Annotated in this window: 23 protein-coding genes and 1 riboswitch; of the genes, 16 read left to right on the top strand and 7 right to left on the bottom strand. The window is 67.8% G+C overall.

Translation table 11 applies throughout. The annotated features are described in order from the left end of the window. Positions 1–25: 25 nt before the first annotated feature. On the bottom strand, positions 26–1108 hold the full coding sequence (locus tag BLV63_RS07560) for a hemolysin family protein (protein ID WP_066210987.1): 1083 nt from the start codon (positions 1106–1108) through the stop codon (positions 26–28). After that, on the bottom strand, positions 1101–2420 hold the full coding sequence (locus BLV63_RS07555; protein WP_066210990.1) for a hemolysin family protein: 1320 nt from the start codon (positions 2418–2420) through the stop codon (positions 1101–1103). The genes BLV63_RS07560 and BLV63_RS07555 overlap by 8 nt, the downstream gene beginning before the upstream one ends. A 345-nt stretch (positions 2421–2765) precedes the next feature. Here BLV63_RS07555 and BLV63_RS07550 point away from each other — a divergent pair, with 345 nt between their 5' ends. The 4 genes from BLV63_RS07550 (at position 2766) to BLV63_RS07535 (ending at position 8962) form a co-directional block, all read left to right on the top strand. After that, on the top strand, positions 2766–6584 hold the full coding sequence (locus tag BLV63_RS07550) for a multifunctional oxoglutarate decarboxylase/oxoglutarate dehydrogenase thiamine pyrophosphate-binding subunit/dihydrolipoyllysine-residue succinyltransferase subunit (RefSeq protein ID WP_066210992.1): 3819 nt from the start codon (positions 2766–2768) through the stop codon (positions 6582–6584). 172 nt (positions 6585–6756) lie between these two features. Further along, entirely contained in the window at positions 6757–7359 is a 603-nt protein-coding gene (locus tag BLV63_RS07545; RefSeq protein WP_174521240.1) for a GDSL-type esterase/lipase family protein, read from the top strand. 167 nt (positions 7360–7526) lie between these two features. Continuing rightward, positions 7527–8345 (top strand): DUF4097 family beta strand repeat-containing protein, encoded by an 819-nt coding sequence (locus tag BLV63_RS07540; protein ID WP_066210996.1) that lies wholly within the window; start codon positions 7527–7529, stop codon positions 8343–8345. Next, entirely contained in the window at positions 8345–8962 is a 618-nt protein-coding gene (locus BLV63_RS07535) for a PadR family transcriptional regulator (protein WP_066210998.1), read from the top strand. The genes BLV63_RS07540 and BLV63_RS07535 overlap by 1 nt, the downstream gene beginning before the upstream one ends. 118 nt (positions 8963–9080) lie before the next feature. Here the strand turns inward: BLV63_RS07535 and BLV63_RS19215 are convergent, their stop codons facing one another. The 4 genes from BLV63_RS19215 to BLV63_RS07520 form a co-directional block, all read right to left on the bottom strand. Continuing rightward, complete coding sequence (locus BLV63_RS19215) at positions 9081–9155, bottom strand: 50S ribosomal protein bL37 (protein ID WP_369299106.1); 75 nt, start codon at positions 9153–9155, stop codon at positions 9081–9083. Positions 9156–9305: 150 nt separating this feature from the next. After that, positions 9306–10472, bottom strand: coding sequence for a zinc-dependent metalloprotease family protein (locus BLV63_RS07530; RefSeq protein ID WP_074784527.1), 1167 nt, complete (start codon positions 10470–10472; stop codon positions 9306–9308). Positions 10473–10741: 269 nt separating this feature from the next. Continuing rightward, the gene (gene rsrA, locus BLV63_RS07525; RefSeq protein WP_066211000.1) at positions 10742–10993 is read right to left on the bottom strand and encodes a mycothiol system anti-sigma-R factor; all 252 of its coding nucleotides are present in this window, start codon (positions 10991–10993) and stop codon (positions 10742–10744) included. Further along, complete coding sequence (locus tag BLV63_RS07520) at positions 10990–11802, bottom strand: sigma-70 family RNA polymerase sigma factor (protein ID WP_066211002.1); 813 nt, start codon at positions 11800–11802, stop codon at positions 10990–10992. Before BLV63_RS07520 ends, rsrA begins: the two co-directional genes overlap by 4 nt. Positions 11803–11966: 164 nt before the next feature. On the opposite strand from BLV63_RS07520, the gene BLV63_RS07515 reads away from it, so the two are divergent. The 12 genes from BLV63_RS07515 (at position 11967) to BLV63_RS07460 (ending at position 24788) form a co-directional block, all read left to right on the top strand. Then, the gene (locus BLV63_RS07515) at positions 11967–12428 is read left to right on the top strand and encodes a DoxX family membrane protein (protein ID WP_169795495.1); all 462 of its coding nucleotides are present in this window, start codon (positions 11967–11969) and stop codon (positions 12426–12428) included. A gap of 3 nt (positions 12429–12431) precedes the next feature. Beyond that, positions 12432–13799: a 3-phosphoshikimate 1-carboxyvinyltransferase gene (aroA, locus tag BLV63_RS07510; RefSeq protein WP_066211004.1), complete on the top strand. Its 1368-nt coding sequence runs from the start codon at positions 12432–12434 to the stop codon at positions 13797–13799. Between the two features lies 1 nt (position 13800). Then, positions 13801–14925, top strand: a complete 1125-nt coding sequence (gene rsgA / locus BLV63_RS07505; RefSeq protein ID WP_066211007.1) for a ribosome small subunit-dependent GTPase A — start codon at positions 13801–13803, stop codon at positions 14923–14925. Between the two features lie 64 nt (positions 14926–14989). Beyond that, entirely contained in the window at positions 14990–15811 is an 822-nt protein-coding gene (gene hisN / locus BLV63_RS07500) for a histidinol-phosphatase (RefSeq protein ID WP_066211009.1), read from the top strand. Between the two features lie 72 nt (positions 15812–15883). Continuing rightward, positions 15884–15999, top strand: a riboswitch (SAM riboswitch). 40 nt (positions 16000–16039) lie between these two features. Continuing rightward, complete coding sequence (locus tag BLV63_RS07495) at positions 16040–17449, top strand: aminotransferase class V-fold PLP-dependent enzyme (RefSeq protein ID WP_066211012.1); 1410 nt, start codon at positions 16040–16042, stop codon at positions 17447–17449. A gap of 119 nt (positions 17450–17568) precedes the next feature. After that, positions 17569–18345, top strand: a complete 777-nt coding sequence (locus BLV63_RS07490) for a class I SAM-dependent methyltransferase (protein WP_066211013.1) — start codon at positions 17569–17571, stop codon at positions 18343–18345. 91 nt (positions 18346–18436) lie between these two features. Continuing rightward, the gene (locus BLV63_RS07485; protein WP_066211015.1) at positions 18437–19696 is read left to right on the top strand and encodes an Nramp family divalent metal transporter; all 1260 of its coding nucleotides are present in this window, start codon (positions 18437–18439) and stop codon (positions 19694–19696) included. Positions 19697–19770: 74 nt separating this feature from the next. Further along, on the top strand, positions 19771–20484 hold the full coding sequence (locus BLV63_RS07480; protein ID WP_066211017.1) for a metal-dependent transcriptional regulator: 714 nt from the start codon (positions 19771–19773) through the stop codon (positions 20482–20484). Between the two features lie 72 nt (positions 20485–20556). After that, complete coding sequence (locus tag BLV63_RS07475) at positions 20557–21306, top strand: hypothetical protein (RefSeq protein WP_066211018.1); 750 nt, start codon at positions 20557–20559, stop codon at positions 21304–21306. A 60-nt stretch (positions 21307–21366) separates the two neighbouring features. Next, the gene (locus BLV63_RS07470) at positions 21367–21894 is read left to right on the top strand and encodes an SRPBCC domain-containing protein (RefSeq protein WP_254780512.1); all 528 of its coding nucleotides are present in this window, start codon (positions 21367–21369) and stop codon (positions 21892–21894) included. A 52-nt stretch (positions 21895–21946) separates the two neighbouring features. Next, complete coding sequence (locus tag BLV63_RS07465) at positions 21947–24157, top strand: transglycosylase domain-containing protein (protein ID WP_082724006.1); 2211 nt, start codon at positions 21947–21949, stop codon at positions 24155–24157. 64 nt (positions 24158–24221) lie between these two features. Then, positions 24222–24788 carry a phosphatase PAP2 family protein gene (locus BLV63_RS07460; protein WP_139244665.1) on the top strand — a complete coding sequence of 189 codons (567 nt, stop codon included), beginning with the start codon at positions 24222–24224 and terminating at the stop codon, positions 24786–24788. Positions 24789–25042: 254 nt separating this feature from the next. On the opposite strand, the gene BLV63_RS18345 is transcribed toward BLV63_RS07460, so the two are convergent. Then, positions 25043–26080, bottom strand: a complete 1038-nt coding sequence (locus BLV63_RS18345) for an HIRAN domain-containing protein (protein ID WP_139244664.1) — start codon at positions 26078–26080, stop codon at positions 25043–25045. Positions 26081–26544: the final 464 nt, after the last annotated feature.

The raw sequence follows: 26544 nt of genomic DNA, 5'->3' as shown, positions 1-26544 counted from the left end.
AATCATTTCCATTTAAGGGCGGAACTCACTGATCCTCAGGCGTCCGCTGACTCTCCCAGTACCGCACGGCGTCCTTCGCCTGCGTCTCGTCCTGGATCTCCCCCACGAGTTCCTCGATGACGTCTTCGAGGAAGAGGACGCCCAGGGTGTGCCCCTGTCCGTCCACCACCCGGGCCACGTGGGACCCGCTCTTCTGCATCCGGGCCAGCACGTCCTCGATCTCCATCTCCGGGTCGATGTTCACCAGCGAACGCTGGCGGACCACGGCGATGGGCTGGTCGTACTGGGACTCCGGGATGGAGATGACGTCCTTGATGTGGAGATACCCGGACAGCTCCCCCTCGTCATCCTTGAGCAGGATGCGGGAGTACCCGGTCCTGGCGACCATCCGCTCGAACTGCTGCGGGGTGGCGTCCTCACTGAGCGTGGCCAGGCGGTCCAGCGGGACCATGACCTGGGAGGCGCGGCGCTCGGAGAACTCCAGCGCCCCGGTGAGCAGGCCGGCGTCGTCCTCCACGAGGCCGTGCCGCGTGGATTCGTGGACGATCGACTGCACCTCCTCGAGCGTGAAGGTCGAGGTCACCTCGTCCTTCGGCTCCACGCGCATGAGCTTCAGCACGTGGTTGGCGCACCAATTCAGCGTGGCCACGACCGGACGGAGCATGGTCGCCAGTGCCGCCAGCACGGGGGCCAGCAGCAGGGCCGCCTTGTCCGCGGCGGACACCGAGATGTTCTTCGGCACCATCTCGCCGAAGGTCACGTGCAGGAAGGTCACCACGATCAGTGCCGCGGCGAACGCCAGCGCGCCGGCGAGCGTCTCCGGAATGCCGAGATGCTCCAGCGGCTCCGCGATCAGGTGGTGGATGGCCGGTTCGGCCACCTGCAGGATGAGCAGCGAACACACCGTGATGCCGAGCTGCGCACAGGCGAGCATGAGCGAGACCTGTTCCATGGCCTTCAGGGTGGTGGCCGCGCGTCGCGACCCCGCCTCGGCCAAGGGCTCGATCTGGCTGCGCCGCGCGGACATGATGGCGAACTCCGCCGCCACGAAGAACGCGTTGCCGAGCAGCAGCACCACCAGCCAGAGGATTCCCATCCAGTCACTCATGGCGCTCCCCCTCCGCGGTCTCCTCGTCACGGGGCAGGAAGGCGAGCCGGTCCACCCGGCGTCCGTCCATCCGCACCACGCGCAGTTCGCCGCCGTGGACCGCCACGTGATCGCCGGCCACCGGGATGCGTCCCAGGCTGCTCATCACGAAGCCACCCACCGTTTCATACGAACCGTCCTCGGGGATCACGAGGCCCTTGATCTGAGCCCCGACCTCGTCCGGACGCAGCAGGCCGGGGAAGAACCACCGGCCGTCGGCGCCCTGGAGCACGCCCGGCCTCCGCCGGTCATGCTCGTCGGCGACCTCGCCCACGATCTCCTCGACCAGGTCCTCCAGCGTCACGACGCCGGCGGTGCCACCGTACTCGTCCAGCACCACGGCCAGCTGCATGTTGGAGGCGCGCAGCTCGGCGATCAGATCGTCCAGCGGGATGGTCTCCGGAACCCGGAACACCTCGGTCATGAGGGATCCGACCTCCAGCTCGGCGCGCTTGGCCGTCGGCACGGCCACGGCCTTCTTGATGTGCACCACTCCCCTGATGTCGTCCACGGACTCTCCGGTGACGGGGAAGCGGGAATAGCCGGTGGCGCGGGCCGCGTCGACGACGGCGGTCACCGGCTCCACCGCGTCCAGCGTCTCCATGCGGAAACGCGGGGTCATGACATCGGCCGCGGTCTTGTCGGAGAAGCGCAGGGTCCGCGCCAGGAACTCGGCGGTGCCGGGATCCAGCGTCCCCATCTCCGCGGAACGGCGCACGAGCGACGCGAGCTCGTCCGGGGTGCGCGCGCCGGAGATCTCCTCCTTGGCCTCCAGGCCGAAGATGCCGAGCACTTTGTTGGAGAAGCCGTTGAGGACGATGATCGCGGGCTTGAAGATCATGGTGAACACCAGCTGCGGGCGTGCCACCGCCTTGCCGACCGCCATCGCCTGAGCGATCGCGAGGTTCTTCGGCACCAGCTCGCCCAAAATCATGGAGAACACGGTGGCGGCGATCATCGCGATCACGAGGGACACCGGCGTCGGATCGGCGAGGCCGAGCCCCCGGAGGGGTTCCTTCAGCAGGCTGCCGACCGACGGTTCCAGCACGTAGCCCGTGAGGAGCGTGGTCAGGGTGATGCCCAGCTGACAGCTGGAGAGCTGAGTGGAAAGGGACTTCAGGCAGGCCAGCAGGGGTTTCGCGGCCTCGTCACCGTCGTCGACGGCGGCCTGGACCTGCGCCTGGTCGAGCGCCACGAGGGAGAACTCCACGGCCACGAAGAAGCCGGTGCCGAAGATCAGCAGGATGCCGAAGACGAGGAAGAGCCATTCCATGGAGCGTGGTCACCCCCTCGACTGGCAGCGGTCAGTCCGCGGGTGGGTGGATGGGCATGGGATCGGGGTCTGCCGGCTGGATCGGACGCCGCGGGGGCAGCATGGCTGCGGCGGCGTCGGGAGCGTCCAGGCCGGCACCTGGAATGACTGTCCATAAGAAGACCAGTCTATCCAGAGGCGGGCCCGAATGGCACGCAAACTTTTACGCTCTGTAGATTAGCCCTCAGCAAGCGTCGTCACTAGACTGGCAAAGGTCTGGGTTCACGCAACCCGGCACTGGACCAGGCCGGCACCGAGGCCGGCTCTCATTCCAGCGGGCAAACAAAAATGGAAGAGGCGTATCACGTGCCAGAGCAGCCAAACCACCGTCTACCCGAAGAGTTCGGCGGAAATGAGTGGCTTGTAGATGAGCTCTACGAGCAGTTTCTGAAAGACAAGAACTCTGTGGACTCCAAGTGGTGGTCTGTCTTCGAGAACTACGGTTCAGGCAACCCGGCCCCGTCGACGCAGACTCAGGTGCTGCCGACCGTGGCCACGGCGACCAAGACCGCCACTGCGACCGAGGCCCCCGCCTCCCCTGCTCCCGCGACGGCGCCGCCCGCCGCCGCTGCACCGGCGCCTGCCGCTCCGGCACCCTCCGCCCCGGCCCAGGAAAGCCCCGCCGCACCCGCGCCCAAGGCCCCGCCGCGCGTCGTCGCGAAGGACGGCAACCGCACCACGGCCACCGCGCCCATCCCCGCCCAGCTGCCCAAGAGCGCTCCCGCGGAGTCCGGTCCGCAGGAAGAGAACGTGGTCCAGGTCCTCCGCGGCCCGGCGAAGGCCATCGCGGCCAACATGGTCACCAGCCTCGAGGTCCCCACGGCGACCAGTGTGCGCGCCGTCCCGGCCAAGCTCCTGATCGACAACCGCGTGGTCATCAACAACCACCTGGCCCGCGCCCGTGGCGGCAAGGTCTCCTTCACGCACCTCATCGGCTTCGCCGTGGTCAAGGCGCTCAAGCAGTTCCCCTCCATGAACGTCACCTACGACGTGCAGGACGGCAAGCCGGTCGCGGTCGAGAACGCCCACGTGAACTTCGGCATCGCGATCGACATGCCCCGGCCCGACGGCAGCCGCCTGCTCGTGGTGCCGAACATCAAGAAGGCCGAGACCCTGCGGTTCGCCGAGTTCTGGCGCACCTATGAGGACCTCATCAAGCGCGCCCGCAACGGCAAGCTGACCGCTGACGACCACTCCGGCACCACGGTCTCCCTGACCAACCCGGGCGGCATCGGAACGGTGCACTCGGTCCCGCGTCTGTCCAAGGGCCAGGCCGCGATCATCGGCGTCGGCGCTCTCGAGTACCCGGCCGAGTTCCAGGGTTCCAGCGAGAAGAAGCTCGCCGAGATGGCCGTGGGCAAGATCATCACCCTGACCTCCACCTATGACCACCGCGTCATCCAGGGCGCCGGTTCCGGCGAATTCCTGCGGATCGTCCACCAGCTCCTGCTGGGCGAGCAGAACTTCTACGACGAGATCTTCGAAGAGCTCCGCATCCCGTACGAGCCCGTGCGCTGGAGCCCGGACGTCCAGGTCGACCCGGCCGACGAGATCAACAAGGTCGCCCGCATCCAGCAGCTCATCCACTCCTACCGCGTGCGCGGCCACCTCATGGCGGACACCGATCCGCTCGAGTATGTCCAGCGCAAGCACCCGGACCTGGATGTGCTCAACCACGGCCTGACCCTCTGGGACCTGGACCGCGAGTGGCCCACCGGCGGCTTCGGCGGCAAGCAGTTCCTGAAGTTCCGCACGATCCTCGGCGTCCTCCGCGACGCCTACTGCCGCACCACCGGCATCGAGTACATGCACATCCAGGATCCCGAGGAACGCCAGTGGTTCCAGGATGAGCTGGAGCACCCGTACTCCAAGCCGAGCCGCGAGGAGCAGCTGCGCATCGTCTCCCGCCTGAACGCCGCGGAGGCCTTCGAGACCTTCCTTCAGACCAAGTTCGTCGGGCAGAAGCGCTTCTCGCTGGAGGGCGGCGAGTCCCTCATCCCGCTGCTGGACGCCATCATCTCGGACGCCGCGGACAAGGGCCTCGACGAGGTCGCGATCGGCATGGCCCACCGTGGCCGCCTCAACGTGCTGACCAACATCGCCGGCAAGACCTACGCCCAGGTGTTCCGCGAGTTCGAAGGCACGCAGGACCCGCGCAGCGTCCAGGGATCCGGTGACGTGAAGTACCACCTCGGCACCGAGGGCACCTTCACCTCCGAGTCGGGCAACACCACGAAGGTGTACCTGGCCGCCAACCCGTCCCACCTGGAGGCCGTGGACTCGGTGCTGGAAGGCATCGTCCGCGCCAAGCAGGATCTGCTCGACCAGGGCACCGCCTTCCCGGTCCTGCCCATCCTGGTCCACGGCGACGCGGCCTTCGCGGGCCAGGGCGTGGTGGCGGAGACGCTCAATCTGTCCCAGCTGCGCGGCTACCGCACCGGTGGCACCATCCACGTGATCGTGAACAACCAGGTCGGCTTCACCACGTCGCCATCCTCCTCTCGGTCCTCCACGTACTCCACGGACGTCGCCAAGATGATCCAGGCTCCGGTGTTCCACGTGAACGGCGACGACCCGGAGGCCGTGGTCCGCGTGGCGCAGCTCGCCTTCGAGTTCCGCGAGCGGTTCCACAAGGACGTCGTGATCGACATGGTCTGCTACCGCCGCCGCGGTCACAACGAGGGGGACGACCCCTCGATGACCCAGCCGCTCATGTACAACCTGATCGAAGCCAAGCGCAGCGTCCGCAAGCTGTACACCGAGGCCCTGATCGGCCGTGGCGACATCACCGAGGAAGAAGCCGAGCAGCTGCTGCGCGACTACCAGGAGCGCCTGGAGCGCGTCTTCGCGGAGACCCACGCCGCCCAGACCTCCCCGATCCCGGTCATCACCTCGGATTCCGCGGCCGTGTCCGGCATCGAACGGCCCATGGCGCAGCGCAACGACGGCATGGTCAACACGCCGAGCACCACCGCGATCAGCGCACAGACCCTCGCCCACATCGGCAAGGCCTTCCTCAACATCCCCGAGGGCTTCACCGTCCACCCCAAGCTCAAGCAGCTGCTCGAGAAGCGTGCGCAGATGTCCGTCGACGGCGGCATCGACTGGGGCTTCGGCGAGATCGCGGCCTTCGGCTCGCTCGTCATGGAGGGCGTCCCCGTCCGTCTGACCGGCCAGGATTCCCGCCGCGGCACGTTCGTGCAGCGTCACGCGGTGTTCCACGACCGCAAGACGGGCAAGGAATGGGCCCCGCTGGACAGCCTCTCCGAGGACCAGGCCAAGCTCTGGATCTACGACTCGCTGCTCTCCGAATACGCGGCCATGGGCTTCGAATACGGCTACTCGGTCGAGCGTCCGGACGCCCTCGTCATGTGGGAGGCGCAGTTCGGTGACTTCGTGAACGGCGCTCAGACCGTGATCGACGAGTTCATCTCCTCCGCCGAGCAGAAGTGGGGCCAGCGCTCCTCGCTCGTCCTCATGCTGCCCCACGGCTACGAGGGTCAGGGCCCGGACCACTCCTCGGCCCGCATCGAGCGCTTCCTGCAGATGTGCGCGGAGAACAACATGGTGGTGGCGGAGCCGACGACCGCGGCGAACCACTTCCACCTGCTGCGCCGCCACGCCTACAGCCGCCCGCACAAGCCGCTGATCGTCTTCACCCCGAAGCAGCTCCTCCGTCTGAAGGGTGCCGCCAGCTCGGTGAGCGACTTCACCACGGGCGGCTTCCAGCCGGTGATCGGCGATCACGCCGAGCTGGATCCGGCAGCCGTGAAGCGTGTCATCCTGGTCGCAGGACGCCTGTACTACGACCTGCTGGCCAACCGCGACAAGGCCCAGGACACCAGCACGGCGATCGTCCGCGTCGAGCAGCTCTACCCGCTGCCCGAAGAGGAGATCCGCGCGGAGCTGGCGAAGTACCCGAACGCCGATGTGGTCTGGGCCCAGGACGAGCCCGCCAACCAGGGTCCGTGGAGCTTCATGGCCCTGAACCTGGTGCCGTCCCTGGACCGCCCGGTCCGCCTGGTCAGCCGCCGTGCCTCCGCCTCGACCGCTGCCGGCACCGGCAAGCGGCACGCGGCCGAGAACGCACTGCTCCTGCAGCAGGCCTTCGACCACCGCGCCTGACCCGGCCGACGCGCCGTCGTCGTCATGTCCTGCGACTGACGACGACGGCGGCGCGTCGCGGCTCACAGACGCCCGTCACCTGCGCTTCGTGGCACAGGCGGCGGGCGTCTGTCGTTTAATGGAGTGGGGACGCTGCGCCGGACACGGCGCTTCAGCTGCGCGAAAGGACATTGTGGAGGACAGGAAACTTCGAATCGCCGCGATCGGCGATGAACTGCTGGCAGGACTCGGGGACCCCCGCGCGCTGGGCTGGTACGGACGGGTCCTGGCGCGCACGCCGCGAGACCAGTTCGCCCTGGAGAGCTATTCGCTCCCCTGTCCCGAAGAGGGCACCGAGGGCCTGTCCGCGCGCTGGGCGGATGAGACGGGCCGCCGTTTCGGTCAGGGTTACGAGAACCGCCTGGTGATCGGCCTCTCCGGACGTGACATCGATTTCGGGCTCTCCACCGCGCGCAGCCGCCTGAATCTGGCGAACATCCTGGATCACGCGTCGCAGGCGAGCGTCTCCGTCTTCGTGGTGGGTCCTCCGCCCAGCCTCGACCCTGCCAAGAACCGGCGTCTGGCCGAACTCAACACGGCGTTCGCGGACGTGACCACCCGCCGGCACCACTTGTATGTCGACACGTTCGCTCCGCTGCTCAATCACGAGCAGTGGCGCAACGATCTCGCAGCGAACGCCGGCGCTCCCGGCCAGGCCGGCTACGGCCTGATGGCCTGGCTCGTCCTGCACCGCGGCTGGTTCCAGTGGCTCAACATCGCGGAGCCCACGGACTGACCCCCTCCCGCTTCCCACACTGAGTGCTCAGTTGTTGCGGGTGTCGAACGCCGACACCCGCAACAACTGAGCACTCAGTACGTTTAAGGAACCTCTTGACTCGCGATATATCGCGATATATCGTGAAATCACAAACGCGATATATCGCAAGATTCGAGGAGGAGAACATGGCAGAGGAACGCTGGTCCGTCACCGGTCCACAGACGATCGACATTGAAGGCGTGACGTCCCTGAAGCTCGGCATCGTGCACGGGCGCTTCGACGTGGTCACCCACGAGGACAGCATCACCCGCATCGAGGTGTCCGAGATCTCCGGGGATCCCCTCGACGTCAGCTTCAATGCCGGACGGCTCGAGGTCCGGCACCAGGAGCCGGGCCCCCAGGGCTGGTTCAAGAACGTCATGAACACCGTGACCCAGTCCCAGGAGAACTCGGTCACCATCAGCATCGCGGTGCCCGCGGGCATCCAGGTGGATGCATCCACCGTCGCCGGCGGCGGCCTGGTCTCCGGGACCACGGCCAAGACCTCCCTCAACACGGTGTCCGGTGACGTGGTGGCCGATCAGACCGCCTCCCACCTGGACGTGAACTCGGTCAGCGGCGAAGCGATCATCCGCAATCACCGCGGCAGCCTGTCCGTGAACACCGTGTCCGGAGCTGTCACGGCCACCGGCGCCCTCAACCACGTCCGGCTCAACAACGTCAGCGGCGAGATCCTCCTGGACGTCTCCGAGGACACCCAGGACATCGGCGCGAACACCGTCTCGGGCGACATGACCATCCGGCTCCCCCACACCGTGGGCGTCGACCTGAAGGCGAAGACCGGCTCCGGCCAGGTCATCATCGACACGCAGCGCTACATGCCCGTCAAGAACACCGTGGCCACGATCGTCGGCCCGGAGGAGCATCTCCTGGTGCTCCGCACCAACTCCGTGTCCGGCGACGTCTCGGTGGTCCACGCCCCGGCAGAGGAAGGAGCACGGTAATGCCCCCCGTCTTCGCCCACGGCGCCTTGCGCCTCTACCTTCTGGCCCTGCTGGAGGACGGCGCCAAGCACGGCTACGACCTTATCAAGGCCCTGAGCGACCGCTTCAACGGGACCTACTCCCCCAGCGCCGGAACCATCTATCCTCGGCTCGCGAAGCTCGAGGAGGAAGGACTCGTCAGCACCCAGGTGGACGGACGGCGCACGAGCTACAGCCTGACCGACGCCGGCCGGCGCGAACTCGAGAGCCGCCGGGAGGAGCTGTCCGGGGTCGAGAACGACATCTCGGCGTCCGTCCGGCGCCTGGCGGACACCCTCCGGGAGGACATCGGGAGCAATATGCGCTCCCTCCGCGAGGAACTGGCCTCCACCACCCGCCAGGCCCGCGCCGAGGCCGCGCATCACGGGTATGTGAAGCCGGGAACTTCCGCATCGCAGGCCCGGGCCACCGCACTCAGTCAGGCCGCGGAACAGCTCATCACAGGCTTCCGGTCGGAGCTCCTGATGCTGGTGAGGCTCCGCAAGGCGCATGGCGAGCTGACCGAGAGTGAGCTGGAATCCCTGCGCACGATCCTGGACAGGGCCCGCGCGGAGGCGAAGGAGCTCTTCAGGAATTGATCCCACCCGGAATCCGCGTGGCGGACCGACGCGTCGGGCCCTGGAACCGCGATGGTTCCAGGGCCCGACTGTTCAGCGTCACGCTGAGATGATCTGCCGCACCGGGCGGCAGTCAGTCTCAGGTGTTGGGGCGCTTGCCGTGGTTGGCACCGCCACGCTTACGATCACGACGCTTGCGTGCACGCTTGCTCATAGCTGGACTCCTTCTGTTCTCGACTCTCAAAGAGCTGCCCTCAAGTCTCCCATATGGAGGGGACCGGAGCGAAACCGCGCCGTCGGCGCAGGGTGAGGGCCGACGTCGGGCGTTCAGGGTGTGAGCAGGCGTTCGGCACGCTCACGCCACTCAGCGCTTGGCCGGGACCTTGTCCGGGTGGAGCTGCCGGGCCAGTTCGTAGGTGAGCTCATTCGACTCGGCCACGAGCGGGACCGGTGCGCTGCGGGCAGTGCGACCGCTGTACGCCTTGCCCTTGGTGCCGACGGCGAGGCTCAGGTTCTGCAGATCGTTCGGTGCGTTCAGGGTGCCCACCGCATTGTCCTTGTTGATGTCCTGCCTCACGGTGCCCGCGTTGATGGCGCCGTTCCAGTTCCAGTCGATCGCAGCGTCGGCCCGGGCCTGATGCCGCGTGCCGTTCGTCCACCAGTACAGCTGGTTGCCCGCCGCCGCAGCGCCGAGACCGGCCGCCTCGTTGAGGGCCGCCTCATTCAAGCTGATCTGCGAGCGGGTGGAGTACCCGAAGTAGGCCCCACCGGCGGTCTGCGGGACTCCCGTGAGCTGGTACGAGTAGTTCATGATGCTCAGGTAGTTCGGCTTGTTGTTGACGTTGTCGGCGCCGCCGTGCGTCAGGCCGAGGTTGTGCCCGAGCTCGTGGATGAAGGTGCCCACGCGGGTGTCGCTGCTGGCGTTGCCCCAGTAGCGGGGTCCCACCGTCACCAGGAGCTCCAGCCCGTTGATCCAGGCCTGTCCCGAGGACGAGCTGTTGCCGTAGCTGTCCCCGAACACCGCGTAGTGGAAGACATTGGCACGGTTCGCATCGGAGTACTGCTGGCGGAGCGTGCGGACCTCGTCCACTCCGCTCAGGTTCTGCTTGTAGGGGATCTCATTGCCGCCGCCCAGGTCGTAGGCCGCTCCACGTGCTGATCCCGCGTCGAGGTGGATCGACACGCCCGTCGTGCCGTCGGGGTTGTTGACGGGAAGGTCGGCGAAGCCCTGCCGGATCCTGTCGAGCTCCGCGGTGGAGGGCAGGAGGCCGGGCATGTAGTCCAGCTCGACGAAGAGGTCCGCCCGGTGGGGGTCGGCCCCCAGCGCGGGGAGGTCGAGGTCGATGACCCCGTCCCCGTTCGTGTCGACGCCGTTGGTCTCCCAGGCGTCGGGCAGGCCGTCGCCGTCGGAGTCCGTCGCGGTCGGGGTGATGGCCGCCTGCGCCGGGCTGGCGGGAAGCAGCACACCGAAGAGCCCCAGACCCAGGGTCAGGGCGCCCGCGGAGGCCGCGCTCACGATCTTGTTTCTCATGGTGGTCACCTTTCAGGGTGGAGGTGCGAGGACCACAGGACGCCCGGGCCGGTTCGGCCGGGCTGTGATCACTTCCACAAGACCAGATCGTCACAGCCCCCTTCAATGACTGTTACAGAAAAAGTTAAACATTTAACAACGGACGACTGCCTTCTCACGGCCGAGTCGCAGGGCAGCGAGAAGCCCCCGCGCCCATCCCAGAGGACGGGCACGGGGGCTTCCCTCGACATCAGGCGCGGCCGGCGCGCGGCACCCGGAGATTCACGGGATCAAGCGCGTGCGGCGTGGATCCTCTCCAGGATGCTCTGCTTGAGCTGATCCGGAGCGGCCTCCGTGCAGGAACGCTTCACCATGGAGCGGATCATGCACTCGAGGTCATGCTGCTCCAGGCAGTTGGGGCAGTTCGCCAGGTGATCCTTGATCTCCTCCACGTCGGCGCGGGGCAGCGCGCCGTCGAGGTATTCGTAGATGCGTTCAATACGGGCGTCTTCGCAATCGCCCAGGCCTTGGCAGTCTTTCATTTCGCTTTCTCCACTGGTGCCGTGTCAGCTGCGGTGCGCCGCACGCCGATCCCCCGCTCAGCCGCGTACTCCGCCAGCATCTCGCGGAGCATCCGGCGTCCACGGTGCAGGCGGGACATGACCGTCCCGATCGGGGTGTTCATGATTTCTGAAATCTCTTTGTAGGCGAAGCCTTCGACGTCGGCGAAGTACACCGCCAGCCGGAACTCCTCCGGAATGGCCTGCAGGGCCCGCTTGACGTCCGAGTCCGGCAGGTGGTCCAGGGCTTCCGTCTCTGCGGAGCGGAGGCCGGTCGACGTATGGGACTCCGCCCGCGCGAGCTGCCAGTCCTCGATCGTCTCGCCATGAGACTGCAGGGGCTCGCGCTGGCGCTTGCGGTAGAGGTTGATGTACGTGTTGGTCAGGATGCGGTACAGCCAGGCCTTCAGATTGGTTCCGGGCTTGTACTGGTGGAAGGCCGAGAACGCCTTGGTGTAGGCCTCCTGCACCAGATCCTCAGCATCGGCGGGGTTCCGGGCCATGCGCATGGCCGCCGAATACAGCTGGTCCACGTACTGCATGGCGTCCCGCTCGAAACGGGCCCGTCGCTGGTCATCACTTTCGGACGCGACGTCCACCGCACTGCTGTCCGAGGCGGACCGCCCCGTTGCTTCTTCGTCCGTCGTCCGGGCCGCGGCGGCTCCGGACCCGGGGTTCTCCGATTCCGTGGTGTTCATCGCGTCCCAGTCTAGCCCCGCAGGCAGCGCCGGAACCCGGGAGCCACCGGCCCGGACCACGGGTGCTGCCGGGCGATCCAAGACCACGGGCATGGGCACTCCTGAAACATCCTCCGCACGAGGCTTCTCCTCGTGTCATCACTGCTTCGGACAACCGCTGCCGCGGCGCAATTATTCCGCAAAGATGCAAGACTAGAGATAGTCCGGGCGCTCCTGTCCCGCGACCCACCAGGTGAACCATCTCTCCAGGAGGTCTCGTGTCCGTGGTTCGATTCCTTGCCCGCCCGCTCCTCGCCAGCAGCTTCATCGCTGACGGCATCCACAAGATCAAGAAGGCGCAGGATCCCACCGTCCGGCCCGCCGTGCTGGCGCGCCGCGTGGCGGACACCCTGCCTGTGGAACTCGGAGACGCTTTCCTGAACCGCGCCGCCGGTGGCGCGCAGCTCGGCGCCGGCGCGCTCTTCGCGCTCGGCAAGCTGCCGCGGCTCGCCGCCCTGGTGCTCGCCGCCTCCGCCGCGTGCACCACTGCCCTCGAGTACCGCGCCGCCGACGCGACCACCAAAGAGGGCCGCGCGGCCCGCCGCAGTCAGCTGCTGAAGAACCTCTCGCTCAACGGCGCCGCACTGCTCGCCGTGGTGGACACCGCGGGCAAGCCGAGCCTCGTCTGGCGTGTGCAGCACCGGCCCGAGGGTGGCGCCGGCGCCGCCAAGGGAGACTGATTCGTGCCGCAGCAAGTCCCCGCCGCTCAGCCCTGGGCGGCTCCCCTGGCCCCCGGACCGGTCGACGCGACCGTCTCCGTGCCGGGTTCCAAGTCCCTCACCAACCGCTACCTGGTGCTGGCCGCGCTGGCGGACGGCCCTTCCCGGCTCCGCGCACCTCTGCACTCCCGCGACTCGGCTCTGATGATCGCGGCCCTGCGCGGCCTGGGCGCCACCGTGGAGGAGGTGGCCGGGGACGGGTCCTTCGGTCCCGATCTGCTCATCACGCCGATCCCCCAGGACGCCCCCGCCTCACCGGTGAGCGTGGACTGCGGGCTCGCCGGGACGGTCATGCGGTTCGTCCCCCCACTGGCGGCCCTGCGCCGGGGTGACACCCATTTCGACGGAGACCCCCACGCCCGTCAGCGCCCCATGGGCGCGATCATCCAGGCGCTCTCGGCGCTCGGCATCACTTTGACGTCCGACGACGGCGGCGCCCCGGCGTCGCTCCCCTTCACCGTGCGCGGCGAGGGCTCCGTCCCGGGCGGCCACGTGATCATCGACGCGAGCGGCAGCAGCCAGTTCGTCTCGGCCCTCCTCCTGGTGGGCGCCCGCTTCAAGGACGGGCTCCACATCGAGCACGCCGGGAAGCCGGTGCCCAGCCTGGACCACATCCGGATGACGGTCGAGGTCCTCCGGTCGCTCGGTGTCACGGTGGACGACTCCGTGCCGGATCACTGGTTCGTCTCGCCGGGTCCCATCAGCGCCTTCGACGTGCGGATCGAGCAAGACCTCAGCAACGCGGGTCCGTTCCTCGCCGCGGCGCTCGTCACGGGCGGCACGGTCCGCGTGCCGCACTGGCCGAGTCCCACCACGCAGGTCGGCGACCTCTGGCGTGACATCCTCCCCCGGATGGGCGCCACGGTCACCCTGGACGGCACCACGCTCGTGGTACAGGGCGGGCCCCGCATCCTGGGCGGCGACTTCGCGGACACGAGTGAGCTGGCGCCCACGGTGGCCGCGCTGTGTGCCCTGGCCGACTCGCCGTCGCGCCTGAGCGGCATCGCGCACCTTCGCGGGCACGAGACCAACCGGCTCGAAGCCCTCGTCACGGAGATCCGCCGCATGGGCGGTGACGCCGAGGAGACCGCCGACGGCCTGATCATCCGGCCCGCCGCCCTGCACGGCGCCGTGCTGGACAGCTATGCGGACCACCGCATGGCCACCGCGGGCGCGATCTGGGGTCTGGCCGTGCCGGACACCTTCGTGGAGGACATCGCCACCACCGCCAAGACCATGCCTGACTTCCCCGCGCTCTGGAGCGCCATGCTGAACGGCGCCTCCGGCAGCACGGGAGCGACCACGGCCCCCGGAACCCAGGCGGTCTCCTGACGTGGGGCGTGGAAACTCTGCGCGGTCGCTGTCCTCGTGGGATGAATCCGACGTCCGGCTCCGGCCGAGCAAACGTGGCTCCCGGCCCCGCACCAAGGACCGCCCGAGCCATTCGGACGCGGTGATCGGGCGGATCATCACGGTGGACCGCGGTCGCTACACCGCCGTGCTGGATGAAGGCACACCGCAGGAGCGCACCATCATCGCCGCCCGAGCCAAGGAGCTCCGGCGCAATCCGGTGGTGGTCGGTGATTTCGTGGCGCTGGTGGGCGATGTCTCGGGCGATCCGGACACGCTGGCACGGCTTGTCCGGATCGAACCCCGGAAGACCCTCTTGCGGCGCAGCGCGGACGACACCGATCCGGTGGAGCGCGTCGTCGTCGCCAATGCGGACAAGCTCGTGGTCGTGGTCGCGGCCGCGAACCCCGAGCCCCGCACCGGCTTCATCGACCGCGCCCTCGTGGCGGCCTACGACGCCGGGATCGAGCCCATCCTGCTCATCACCAAGGCCGATGTGAAGGACCCCGCCGAACTGCTGGCGAACTATCAGGCCCTGGACCTCAAAGTCATCATCAGCCGCACCACGGAGGCCGGCGCGAGCGGCATCGACGCCCGGAGCGCCGACGGCGGCTCCGCCTCGCTGCTCGGCACCGCCGTCGAGGAGCTCCGAGAGGAGCTCGACGGCTCCGTGAGCGTCCTCCTGGGGCACTCCGGCGTCGGCAAGTCGACCATGGTCAACGCCCTCACCGGTTCCGAACGGGCCACCGGCCAGGTCAACGCGGTCACGGGACGTGGCCGCCACACCTCCAGCTCCGCCCTGGCACTTCAGATGCCGGGGGCGCGCCCCGGGACGTGGATCGTGGACACGCCCGGTGTCCGGTCATTCGGCCTCGCGCTCGTGGATCCCGAACGCATCCTGCAGGCGTTCCCGGATCTGGCGCCCGGCACCGAGGCCTGCGAGCGCGGCTGCAAGCACGGCGCGCAGGCGATCGGCTGCGGCCTGGACGTCTGGGTGGCCGAGGGACACGCCGGGCCCGCCGGCGCCTCCCGCCTGGAGTCGCTCCGCCGGGTGCTGGATGCCGGAACGCAGGAGGAACGCGAGGCCAAGGAGCTCGGCGCTCCCTGACGGCGCGGTCACGTCCGTGCCCCGGATGAGCTGGGACGCGCGCTTTGTGGGTACGGTTTAACCCATGATGGACTCCTCCCAGAACTACACCGATGACCTCCGGCTTGCCCATGTCATGGCGGACCAGGTGGATGCCCAGACCATGGCGCGCTTCAAAGCCCAGGATCTGAAGGTCGAGACCAAGCCGGATCTGACGCCGGTGAGCGACGCGGACCGGAGCGCCGAGGAGTACATCCGCGCCCAGCTGTCCCGGGCCCGTCCCCGGGATTCCGTCATCGGCGAGGAGTTCGGCACCACGGGCCACTCCTCCCGCCGCTGGGTCATCGATCCGATCGACGGCACCAAGAACTTCGTGCGCGGCGTGCCGGTCTGGGCCACGCTGATCGCCCTCATCGAGGACGACCAGGTGGTGGTCGGCGTCGTGAGCGCGCCCGCCCTGGGCCGCCGCTGGTGGGCGTCCAAGGGCCACGGCGCCTACACGGGCCGTTCGCTCGCCTCGGCCACCCGGCTGAAGGTGTCCGATGTGCACCGCCTCGAGGACGCCTCCCTCTCCTACTCCAGCCTGGGCGGCTGGAAGGAGCTCGGCCTGCGGGATGAGTTCCTCGACCTCCACGACACGGTCTGGCGCACTCGCGCCTACGGTGACTTCTGGTCCTACTGCCTCCTGGCCGAAGGCGCCGTGGACCTCGCCTGCGAGCCGGAGCTGAACCTCTATGACATGGCCGCGCTCGTGCCGATCGTCACCGAGGCGGGCGGCCGGTTCACCTCGCTCGACGGGCAGGACGGACCGTTCGGCGGCAACGCGGTGGCCAGCAACGGCATCCTGCATTCAGAGTTCCTCCGCCGCCTCAATCCCGGCCTCGACGATCTGCTGCAGGCCCCCTGAGCAGGTCATATTCCACGTAATATTCGCGGCGCGTTCCTCCGGGGACGCGCCGCTGTTTTACTCTCGTAATCAGGTCACGAGTGCCAGCGCTAAACCCCGGTTTGCTGGCCGGCAACCCTCCAGACGCGGTGGGGTGCCCCGGGTGACGACCAGGCCGGCCACAGAAAGTGGTGCGGCAAGCGCGGTGCCCGCCTGTGCGGGCCCCCTCCACGATGCAGAGGTCCCAGCATGTCCGTCAACACCCTTGCCCCCCGCTCCGCCGTCGCCGGAACCGGACGCGCCCACGCGCCGTCGCTGGCCGCCAATCCGTTCGCCGCGGTGACCGGCGCGGAGATCCAGGCCCCGCTCATCCAGGGCGGCACGGTCCGCTACGCCAACCTCGACTACGGCGCCTCCGCCCCCGCGCTGAGCGTGGTCTCCGCCTACCTGAACGAGATCCTGCCGTACTACGCGAGCGTGCACCGCGGCGCGGGCTACGCCTCGCAGATCAGCACCTCGGTGTATGAGAACGCCCGGGAGATCGTGCGCGACTTCGTGGGCGGGCGGCCGGATGACCTGGTGATCTTCACGCGCAACACCACCGACTCCCTGAACGTGCTGGCGGGCTGCCTGCCGCAGCGTCAGGGCGAGCAGGCCGGCGACGTCCTCTACCTGGACATCGAGCACCACGCCAATCTGCTCCCCTGGCAGCGGGTCGGTCACCGCAGCCTCGTGGCGCGGGAGACCATCGCAGCCACCGTGGAGGCCCTCCGGGAGGAACTCGAAACCGGGGGCGTCGCGCTTCTGGCCGTGACGGGCGCGTCCAATGTCACCGGCGAAATCCTGCCCATCGCCGAGCTCGCCGCCCTGGCCCATGAGTACGGCGCCCGGATCGTCGTGGATGCCGCTCAGCTGGCGCCGCACCGCCGGATCGACATCACCGCGCTCGACGTCGATTTCCTCGCCTTCTCCGGCCATAAGCTGTACGCGCCCTTCGGCGCCGGAGTCCTGGTGGGCCGTGCCGATTGGCTCGACGCCGGCACTCCCCACCTGCTCGGCGGCGGCGCCGTGCGGGAGGCCCGCCTCGACTCGGTCGTGTGGACCACCGGCCCGGCGCGCCATGAGGGCGGCTCCCCCAACGTCCTCGGCGCGGCCACCCTTGCCCGGGCGACCCAGGTCCTGGCGTCCCTGGACCATGACTCCTGGCAGCAGCACGAGGCGGACATCCGCCGCCACCTGGAGGACGGGCTCGCTGCTCTGGACGGCGTCACCGTGCACCGGATCTTCAGCGATTCCACCGACTCGATCGGCGTGGTGAACTTCTCCGTGGAGGGTTACGACGCCGGCCTCGTGGCCGCATACCTCTCCGCCGAGCACGGGGTCGGGCTCCGGGACGGCAAGTTCTGCGCCCACCCGCTGCTCAAGCGGCTGGGGCTGCCCGCGGGGTCGCTCCGCGCCAGCTTCGGTCTGGGCTCCCGGCTCGAGGACGCAGAGCGCCTCATCGAAGGGATCCGGCAGCTGCGCGAACGCGGCCTCGGCTGGGACTACGTCGTGGACGCCGGCCGCTGGGTTCCCGCCAACGACCAGCGCAGCTACCCGCACTGGGCGCCGAACACCCCCGGCACGGCAGGCGCCGCGCCCTGCAGCACCACGGACTGATCCTCCGAGGCGGCATGTCCGGTCGCACAGGGGCCGGCGTGGCCGCCCCTGTGCGACCCTTAAACGGCAAGCCGCCCGCGCGCTCCGCGGGCGGACCCCGTCGTCGCCCAGGAGCCCGCATGTCAGCCCGTCACGTGTCCCCGCCCGGTGGTCCCCGCATGGACACCACCACCCGCCGGGAGATGGGCCGCGCATTCGAACGGGGCGGCGAGCACTACGCCCAGGTCCGGCCCTCCTATCCCAGCGAGTCGGCCACGTGGTGCGTGCCCGACGGCGCGCGGTCGGCCGTCGACGTGGGCGCGGGCACCGGGAAGTACACGGCGCTGCTCGTCGAGCTCGGCCTGGACGTGACGGCCGTGGAGCCCTCCGCGGACATGCTGGCTCAGCTGCATGCGGAACTCCCCGGCGTCGCGACCGTGCAGGGAACAGCGGAGGCCACCGGCCTTCCCGCGGAGAGCGCCGATCTGCTCGCCGTGGCCCAGGCCTGGCACTGGTTCGATCCTCTCGCGGCGAGCGCGGAAGCCGTCCGGGTCCTGCGGCCGGGCGGGACCCTCGCCCTGATCTGGAACCAACTGGACACGTCCGTCCCCTGGGTGCACCGGCTGTCCCGCATCATGCACGCCGGCGACGTCATCAAGCCGCACTTCGTGCCCGCCGTCGGGCCCGGCTTCACCGAGCTGGAGGGCGCCGTAATCCCGTGGCAGGACGAGGTGACGCCGGAAGACCTCCTGGAGCTGACCAAATCCCGGAGCTACTATCTGCGCGCGTCTCCCGCGACCAGGGAGAAGGTCCTCGGCAACCTCCAGTGGTACCTCTACGAGCATCTCGGCCATCATCCGGGCGAGGTCCTCACGCTCCCCTATCGCTGTTACGCCTGGAAGACCACGCGGCGCTGACGGTCACACTTGCGTCAACAGCACTCCGACTCTAGAGTTTTAGGCAAGCCGAAATTATTGAGTTCGGCCTGCCTAAGCAGGAGGAGATGAGATGAAGACCGAGCTGTCCCCAGGAGTCGTCGCACCGCGCCGTGGCGCGGGAGTCCTCCTCCTCGGACCGGCCTTCGTCGCGGCCATCGCCTACGTGGACCCGGGCAATGTCGCGGCCAACCTCACCGCGGGCGCCCAGTTCGGGTACCTGCTGGTCTGGGTCCTCGTCGCCGCCAACATCATGGCCGTGATGGTCCAGTACCAGTCCGCCAAGCTCGGCCTGGTCACCGGACACTCCCTCCCGGAACTCCTGGGGCAGCGCTTCCCCACCTGGGGACGGCGGCTCTTCTGGCTCCAGGCCGAGACCGTCGCCGTCGCCACGGATCTCGCGGAGGTGGTCGGCGGTGCCATCGCCCTCAACCTGCTGTTCGGCATCCCCCTTCCCCTCGGCGGCATCATCATCGGCGCGGCGTCCATGGCCCTGCTCCTGATGCAGAACCGGCGGCGGCAGCGCAGTTTCGAGAACGCGATCATCGTCCTGCTCGGCGTCATCACGGTGGGCTTCCTGTGCGGGCTGATCGTGAGCCCGCCCAGCGCCGGCGGTGTGTTGGGAGGCCTTGTCCCCCGTTTCCAGGGCACCGAGTCCGTGATGCTGGCAGCGAGCATGCTCGGCGCGACCGTCATGCCCCACGCGATCTACGTGCACTCCGCCCTCTCCCGCGACCGGCACCGCCCCGTGGGAAGTGACGCCCCGGACGAGCGCACCTTGAGCCGTCTCATCGGGGCCACCCGCTGGGACGTCGTCTCCGCTTTGGCCATCGCGGGCGCCGTGAACATCGGCATGCTCCTGCTCGCGGCCTCCGCCCTGAGCGGCCGCGAGGGCACCGACAGCATCGAGGGCGCCCATGCCGCCATCACGACGACGCTCGGCCCGGTCATCGGCGCCGTGTTCGCCGTCGGGCTGCTCGCCTCAGGCCTCGCCTCCACCGCGGTCGGGTCCTACGCCGGCGCCACGATCATGGGCGGGCTCCTCAAGGTGCAGATCCCGCTTCTGCTGCGCCGGGTCCTGACCCTCATCCCCGCCGTGATCATCCTGGCGGTCGGCATGGACCCCACCCAGGTGCTGGTCCTGAGCCAGGTCGCCCTGAGCTTCGGCATCCCCTTCGCCCTGATCCCGCTCTTCCTGCTCAGCCGGGACCGCCGCGTCATGGGCCGTCACGCGGACCATCCCGCGCTCCAGGTGGCGGCGGCCGTGAGCGCCCTCCTCGTGATCGTCCTCAACGGGGTCCTGATCTGGCTGACGTTCGTCTCTGGCGGGTGAACAAGCGCGCCTCCGGCGCGACGGCGGCCGGTCGCCGCCCCGGCGCCGTCACCGGCCTCGACTAAACTGGGGCCGTGAAGTCTGCCGTCGCCTCCTCCTCGATCGAGGACTACGTCAAGGTCATCTACTCGTTCACCGAGTGGCAGGACAAGCCCATCAGCAGCACGCAGCTGGCCCAGCGGCTGGGCGTGGCGAACTCGTCCGTGTCCGAGATGGTGCGCAAACTCAAGGACCTCGGGCTCGTGGACCACAAGCCCTACGGCGCCGTGACGCTCACGGCGGAGGGGCGGACCCTGGCCCTCGCCGTGGTGCGGCGTCACCGCCTCATCGAGACGTTCCTCGTGCGCGAGCTCGGCTACGCCTGGGACGAGGTCCACGACGAAGCCGAGCTCCTCGAGCACGCCGTCTCCGAGACCTTCGTGGAACGCCTGGCCGAGAAACTCGGACACCCGGACCGTGATCCCCACGGCGATCCCATCCCCACGGCCGATGGCACCGTCGCGCTGCCCGAGGCCCGGCTGCTCTCTGAGCTGGATGAGGGGCACCACGGGCACATCACGCGCATCAGCGACGACGACCCGGAGCTTCTGCGCTACCTCAGCCGCGAGGGTGTGGACGTCGACGCCGTCGTCGAGGTCGGCGAACGCAAGCCGTTCAGCGGCGCGCTGCAGGTTCATGTGGCCCCTCCCGGCGGCCAGGAGGGCCACACCGCGGAGCTGGGCGAGCAGGCGCTGCACGCCCTCTGGGTCGCGGACGACTCCCCGCACGAGGGCTGCATCCTCCCCTGACATCCTCCCCGGCCCAGCCCTCGGGGGCGCCGGGACATTGCGGATCGCGGGTCATCGTGTTTGCATCCTTGCATGAGCACCATCGACCCGGATGCCGCCTCCCGTGCCAAAGCTGCCAGGATCCCGCAGGCGCAGGACCTGTGGGGACCAGGCCTCACGGTACTCGTGGGCGCTTTCGTGACCGCGTACAGCATCACCGCGTTCGTGACCGTGCTCGACACGGAGAACGCGGATCCGGAGCCCTGGCAGTGGATCCTCCGGATCACCGCTCTCACGGTCGCCGCAGGAGCAACGATCGTGGGCCTCAACACCTGGGTCGCCCGCTCCGTGCGCAATCCCCGACTGCCCGGGTTCGGCGCCGCGCAGGCCCTCGCGTGCGCCTCCGCCGCCTTCGGGACGACCGTCGTCGCGCCCGCCCCGGTCTGGTTCCGGGAACCGCGGATGATTCCCGGGACCTGGTGGCTGGCCGGGATCGCCCTGTTCCTGGGGATCCTGTCCGTGGTCTCCTGGGGCGCACGGGCCGCCGACCGACGCCGTGAGGACGAGACCATGCGGAGTGGCCGTCTGACCACGGGCGTGGTCACCAACCAGGGCTACGACCGGTTCCACGAGTCCAACCGCATCCTCACCTCCGTCACCTACTCCTTCGACGACCTCAACGGTACCCGCCGGTTCGTCCGCCGTCCGGCCATGATCACCGCGGACGATCCCGTGATCACGGGTGAGCTCGTGGACCTCTGGTTCGACCCGGCCCGGCCCGACCACCTCAAGACCATCGCCGTGCGACGGCGGCCCGCGGAACGACGCCAGACCGCGGGCTGACGAAGCACTGGTGGACATCGCCCGCGGTCCGGACTGCGGGCCCTGAGAAAAGGAGAGTTCATGGAAGACCAGGACGACACCCAACAGGAGCCGAGCATGTCGCAGAAGCCCAGCGGCGGCGCCCCGGTGACCGACCTTCGCTTCGAGGTCTTCGGCTTCATCGCGCGTCCCATCGAAGAGGTCTATGAAGCGGTGGCGGATCCGGCCATCCTGAGTGAGTACTTCACCACCGGGGGCGCAATCGGACGCCTGGAGACCGGCGCCACCGTCCAGTGGGACTTCGCGGACTTCCCGGGGGCGTTTCCCGTCACGGTCCTTCGCGCAGAGCCCGCTGAGATGATCTCCCTGCGCTGGGGCGCAGCTCCCGGCACCTCGGTCGAGCAGGACGGCACGGTGGTCGACTTCGTGTTCACCTCCGTGGACGACGGCGCCCGCACCAAGGTCGCGGTGCGGGAACAGGCCTGGAAGCCCACCGACGACGGCGCCGCAGCGGCCTTCGGCAACTGCATGGGCTGGACTGGGATGCTCGCCGCGATGAAGGCCTGGCTGGAGCACGGAGTCCGTCTGAGGGAGGGCTTCTACCGCTGACGGACGTCACCTTCGAAGCGTCCGTCCAGGCACTTCCGTTAGGCTCGAAGGGATGAGTCCTGCGAGAAATGTCCTGAAGTCCGTGGCCGGAGTGGGTGGAAGACTCCTGGCCTTCACCACCGTGAGTGCCGTGATCGGAGCGCTTCTGGTCGGTTTCCTGGCGCCCTTGGTGGCCGCCACGGACGCCGCCACCAAGGGCTCGGTGCAGTTCTTCGACAGCCTGCCGGAGGAGCTCACCATCAACCCGCCGGGCCAGGTGAGCAGGATCCTGGCCGCCGACGGCTCGCAGATCGCCACCGTCTTCAGCGAGAACCGCCAGGATGTGACGCTCAAGCAGATCGCTCCCGACATGCGCAACGCGCTCGTGGCGATCGAGGACTACCGCTTCTACGAACACGGCGGCATCGATCCGATGGGGATCATGCGCGCCCTCGTCAGCAACGCGTCGGGTGGCCGGCAGGGCGCCTCCACCCTGACCCAGCAGTATGTGACCAATGTTCTCAACGACAGCCGGACCGCCCGGGGTGACGCGTCCGACGTCGTGCTCAACGGTCAGAAGACCACCGGGGACAAGCTGCGCGAGATGAAGCTCGCCCTCGGTCTCGAGAAGCGGCTGAGCAAGGACCAGATCCTCCAGGGCTATCTCAACATCGTGGCCTTCAGCGGCAACGCCTACGGCGTCCAGGCCGCCAGCCAGTACTTCTTCTCGGTGGATGCCGCGAAACTCAGCCTGCCGCAGGCCGCCCTGCTGGCCGGACTCGTGAACGGCCCCGGCTACTACGACCCCATCGCCCACCCTGACCGCGCCGTCGACCGCCGCAATCTGGTGCTGGACGCGATGCTCAAGCACGGCTACATCACCGCCAAGAAGCACGACGCCGCCGTCAAGGCCCCGCTCAAGCTCGCCGTGAAACAGCCGCGCCAGGGCTGTGCGTACGCCTCGCAGTCGCCGTACTTCTGCGACTACGTGCTGCACCAGTTCCTGAACGACCCGGCCTACGGCGCGACGCCGGACGAGCGCCTCAAGCTGCTGCAGCGCGGCGGTCTGACCATCCGCACGACACTCGACCCCCGTCTGCAGGGACCGGCCCAGCGCCAGGTGGACGCGACCACCGGCGCCAACCCGGACAAGTGGGGCGCCTCGCTCGTGACGATCCAGCCCGGCACCGGCAAGGTGGTCGCGATGGCTCAGAACTCCCGGATGCTCGCCAAACAGGGCTCCGGATTCGTCACGGCCTACAACTTCAACGTCGACAAGACGGACGAGGCCGGCCAGGCCCTGGGCGGCGTCGGCGGCATGCAGCCCGGTTCCACCATGAAGCCCGTGACCCTCGCGGCCTGGCTCGGGGAGGGGAAGTCCCCCGATCAGACGGTGGATGCTGCGCGCCGTGTCTACCCTTTGAACTTCCCGTGGAAGAGCACCTGCGGTCCCGTCGCAGGCGCATACAACTCTCAGGAGATGTCCAAGGGCGCTGCGCCGGACCTCCAGAACGACACCCCCGGGTTCTACCGTCCCATGACCGTCCGAATGGGCATCTACTACTCGATCAACACGGCCACTTTCGCCTCGGCGGCCGGCTTGAACGACTTCTGCGACATCCAGCGGGCGGCCGATGCCCTGGGCATGCACGACGGCGCGGGCAAGGGTCAGAAGCTCCAGCTCAACACGCTCGGAAACCTTCTGGGCGGCGCCAACGTGGCCCCGCTGACCATGGCGAACGCCTTCGCCACCTTCGCCAGCAATGGCACCTACTGCACCCCGATCTCGATCACCCGTGTCGACGACGGGAAGGGCAAGCGCCTCGGCGGTCAGAACCCGTCCTGCAAGGCCGGCGCGATCACGCCCGAGGTGGCCAAGCGCGCCACGAACGTGCTGCAGGATGTGCTGTCCAAGGGGTCCGGCCTCCTGATCCCGGACAAGGTGACCGCGCCCGCCGCCGCCAAGACCGGCACGAACCAGTACAACAACCAGACCTGGATCGTCGGCTACACGCGGGGGCTCGCCACGGCGTCCTTCTTCGGTGACCCATTCAACGCGAGCGAATCGCGACCCGGACGGAACGTGACCCTCAACGGCAGGACGTACCCCGCCGTCGACGGTGCGGACATCGCGGGACCGCAGTGGGCCCGGTACATGCAAGTCGTCTACGGCCTGTACGACCACGGGAACTTCGATCCGCCGACGCTGCCCAAGAAGGCCACCCCGAAGAAGGCGGATCAGAAGAAGCCGGACACGGAGAAGAAGGCCAAGCCCCGGCGGTGACCGGTTCTCCAGCGGCATTCCAGCGGTTCTCCGAGGCCGTCCGCCGCCGGATACGATGGGCGGCGTGCGCCGTCTAGCCCGGATCCTCACTGAGGTCTTCTCCCCCACCGTCCTCGTCACCGCTTTCCTGCTGATCAGCTGTGCCGTGGCGGACGGCTGGCGCGGTCTGTGGTTCGGCCTGCTCGCCGCCGTCTTCACCGCGATCGGGCCGTTCCTCGGCATCGTCATCGCCTCCCGGCGCGGGCAGCTCAGCGACCATCACGTGGGCGACCGCAAGCAGCGTCTGCCGGTGCTGATCGCCTCGCTCGGCTCGGCGGCGATCGGCTGGGCGGTTCTCCTCCTCCTGCACGCGCCGTGGTCCGCTGTGCTCGGCCTGCTCGGGGTGGCGCTCGGGATGATCGTGGTGGGAGCCGTCAACGCGTTCTGGAAGCTGAGCGTACACACCGCCGTCGTCGTGTTCACCACCGTGGCGCTGGTGACCGCCCTGGGGCCGTGGAGCGCTCCGCTCCTGCTCATCCCCGTCGCCGTCGGATGGTCGCGGGTCCGGTTGGGTGACCACACCGTCGCCCAAGTGCTCGCCGGCGTCCCGGCCGGACTGCTCGTCTGGGGCGCCTACGCGCTCATGGCGTGAAAGAGTCCTGAGCAACCACCCTGAAGACAGCGAAAGGCCCCGGATCGTGAAGATCCGAGGCCTTTCAAGGGTGGAGATGGCGGGAATCGAACCCAATGAGACCCTTCTCGTGCTCTACGTTGTAATGCTACAAACCTGGAGTGACGAAGCACCAGACGAGCAGTGGAGGCCGTACCCGGGGTTCGGATTGCCTACGGCAGCCCTGAGACGCGCCTGTCCGACACAGATGCGATCAGCACCCAAAGCAAAAACACTTAGCCCTTTGTGCCAGTTCCTGTGCCGGTGGCGGAGTTGACCCGCCATCTTCGCAGTTGACGCCAGCCGAGAAACCCACACCATGCAGCCGGAACAATTGCGATCGGCGTGCCAATAACGCATATCAAGAAGACCCCTGCGACGCAGAGCCAAAAGACGGCCCACCCCAAAGACCCTTGCTTGGCACCCTTCGCCAGAGATTGCGCAGCAACAACCGTGCGAACCTGGCTCCTGCCAGCTTTCGGATCTCGCCCAGGCGAAGCTACGAACCCGCTATCCCAGCCAGCAGGAATTTCGTACTCAAGACTCCAAGGAACGAGCTTCATCGCATGGTCCGGTCCGGCCTCTACCCATTCGTCAGGGATTTCAGATGCTCTTGCGGCCTGGAGCACTAGCTGGGCGGCCAAGGCTGACCCCTTTATCTTGACAGTCGCCACTGGAGCAATCCCTAAACTTTCTAGATGCTCGATGGTCGGGAGAAAATGCTGCGAGGTCACAGGCGACATTTCACCTACACGCTCGCCGTCAATCCGCAGCTCAACATAGGGGCGCTCCTGTCCATTTCTTAGGGTGCGAACCCCCCTATGAAGCGTCGAGTACAAGAAACCCTCTCCGCTGGGTGGCACGAAGTTGAACAGAACATCGAAGTGCTCTTCTTCCTTAGTGACCTGCAAGCCGCTCCCCCATGGCAGTTGCTTGTGTTCTCGATCAGGAAGTTGGTTGAGAGGAAGCAAGTCGGCATGAGGAATTGCAACTTGAACTCTGGTGCTGATGTCGCTTGAAGTTCGGAATGCCCAAATCCTTCCAATCGTGCCTGGAAGATAACCACTCGCCACGATGCGTCGGACCAGCGGACGGTACCGGATTGCATCTTCCCTTGACAAATAGCCAACATGGTAGCCGTTGGCAATCACCATTACAGCGTTTGGATCATGGGCATTGAATGGCTCGGGCACGAGAAGGCACTGGACATCCTCCACGACGATTTGTTGATTCAGCGGCAAAACACCGCCGGCGGCCGCCGTGAGTTCATCCAAGCGGTAATACTCACCCACGACGTCAACATTCGCCCACGTGCTACTGCTGGCAGTTATCGGATACACCGGAAGCACTGTCTCCCCCACTCTCTCCAAGTCCACGGTTTGACCCAAGGCTATCCAGGAGCACACTTGAAAGGAACTAGAGTGAGCGTTCCTTGCTCCAGATACCTGTGTTAGGTGTAGGGTCCAACTGCGATTCTGTAAGCGTTCGGAGGGAACCTTCGAAGTGCATCAGGCAAGACAACAAGCAATTCTGCGACTTCCTGAGCCGAAACCGCCTCATACGCCAGGGTGTGAAGGACCTCGTTTTCAATTGCCTGCCAGGCTGTGCACCAGTTCAGCAGCAGCCCTCATTCCGGGGCTGCGCCTTGGCGCGTCAGTTTTACGCATACCCATGTTCGAGCATCAATGTGCAAGACCTCTGGAGCGGGCGGAGCAGTGGCCTGGTCGCGAGGAGGCGG

The sequence above is a fragment of the Arthrobacter woluwensis genome (assembly GCF_900105345.1).
Classification (GTDB): domain Bacteria; phylum Actinomycetota; class Actinomycetes; order Actinomycetales; family Micrococcaceae; genus Arthrobacter_E; species Arthrobacter_E woluwensis.
This window is presented reverse-complemented; position numbering and strand designations above follow the sequence as displayed.

Excerpts from the sequence above, each read along its gene's own strand:
- hisN (WP_066211009.1), top strand. The coding sequence starts at position 14,990 with ATGATGGACTCCTCCCAGAACTACACCGATGACCTCCGGCTTGCCCAT.
- BLV63_RS07555 (WP_066210990.1), bottom strand. The coding sequence starts at position 2,420 with ATGGAATGGCTCTTCCTCGTCTTCGGCATCCTGCTGATCTTCGGCACC.
- BLV63_RS07465 (WP_082724006.1), top strand. The coding sequence starts at position 21,947 with ATGAGTCCTGCGAGAAATGTCCTGAAGTCCGTGGCCGGAGTGGGTGGA.
- BLV63_RS07530 (WP_074784527.1), bottom strand. The coding sequence starts at position 10,472 with ATGAGAAACAAGATCGTGAGCGCGGCCTCCGCGGGCGCCCTGACCCTG.
- BLV63_RS07535 (WP_066210998.1), top strand. The coding sequence starts at position 8,345 with ATGCCCCCCGTCTTCGCCCACGGCGCCTTGCGCCTCTACCTTCTGGCC.
- BLV63_RS07495 (WP_066211012.1), top strand. The coding sequence starts at position 16,040 with ATGTCCGTCAACACCCTTGCCCCCCGCTCCGCCGTCGCCGGAACCGGA.
- BLV63_RS07485 (WP_066211015.1), top strand. The coding sequence starts at position 18,437 with ATGAAGACCGAGCTGTCCCCAGGAGTCGTCGCACCGCGCCGTGGCGCG.
- BLV63_RS07520 (WP_066211002.1), bottom strand. The coding sequence starts at position 11,802 with ATGCCCGTGGTCTTGGATCGCCCGGCAGCACCCGTGGTCCGGGCCGGT.
- BLV63_RS07475 (WP_066211018.1), top strand. The coding sequence starts at position 20,557 with ATGAGCACCATCGACCCGGATGCCGCCTCCCGTGCCAAAGCTGCCAGG.
- rsrA (WP_066211000.1), bottom strand. The coding sequence starts at position 10,993 with ATGAAAGACTGCCAAGGCCTGGGCGATTGCGAAGACGCCCGTATTGAA.
- BLV63_RS07560 (WP_066210987.1), bottom strand. The coding sequence starts at position 1,108 with ATGAGTGACTGGATGGGAATCCTCTGGCTGGTGGTGCTGCTGCTCGGC.
- BLV63_RS07470 (WP_254780512.1), top strand. The coding sequence starts at position 21,367 with ATGGAAGACCAGGACGACACCCAACAGGAGCCGAGCATGTCGCAGAAG.
- BLV63_RS07540 (WP_066210996.1), top strand. The coding sequence starts at position 7,527 with ATGGCAGAGGAACGCTGGTCCGTCACCGGTCCACAGACGATCGACATT.
- BLV63_RS07490 (WP_066211013.1), top strand. The coding sequence starts at position 17,569 with ATGTCAGCCCGTCACGTGTCCCCGCCCGGTGGTCCCCGCATGGACACC.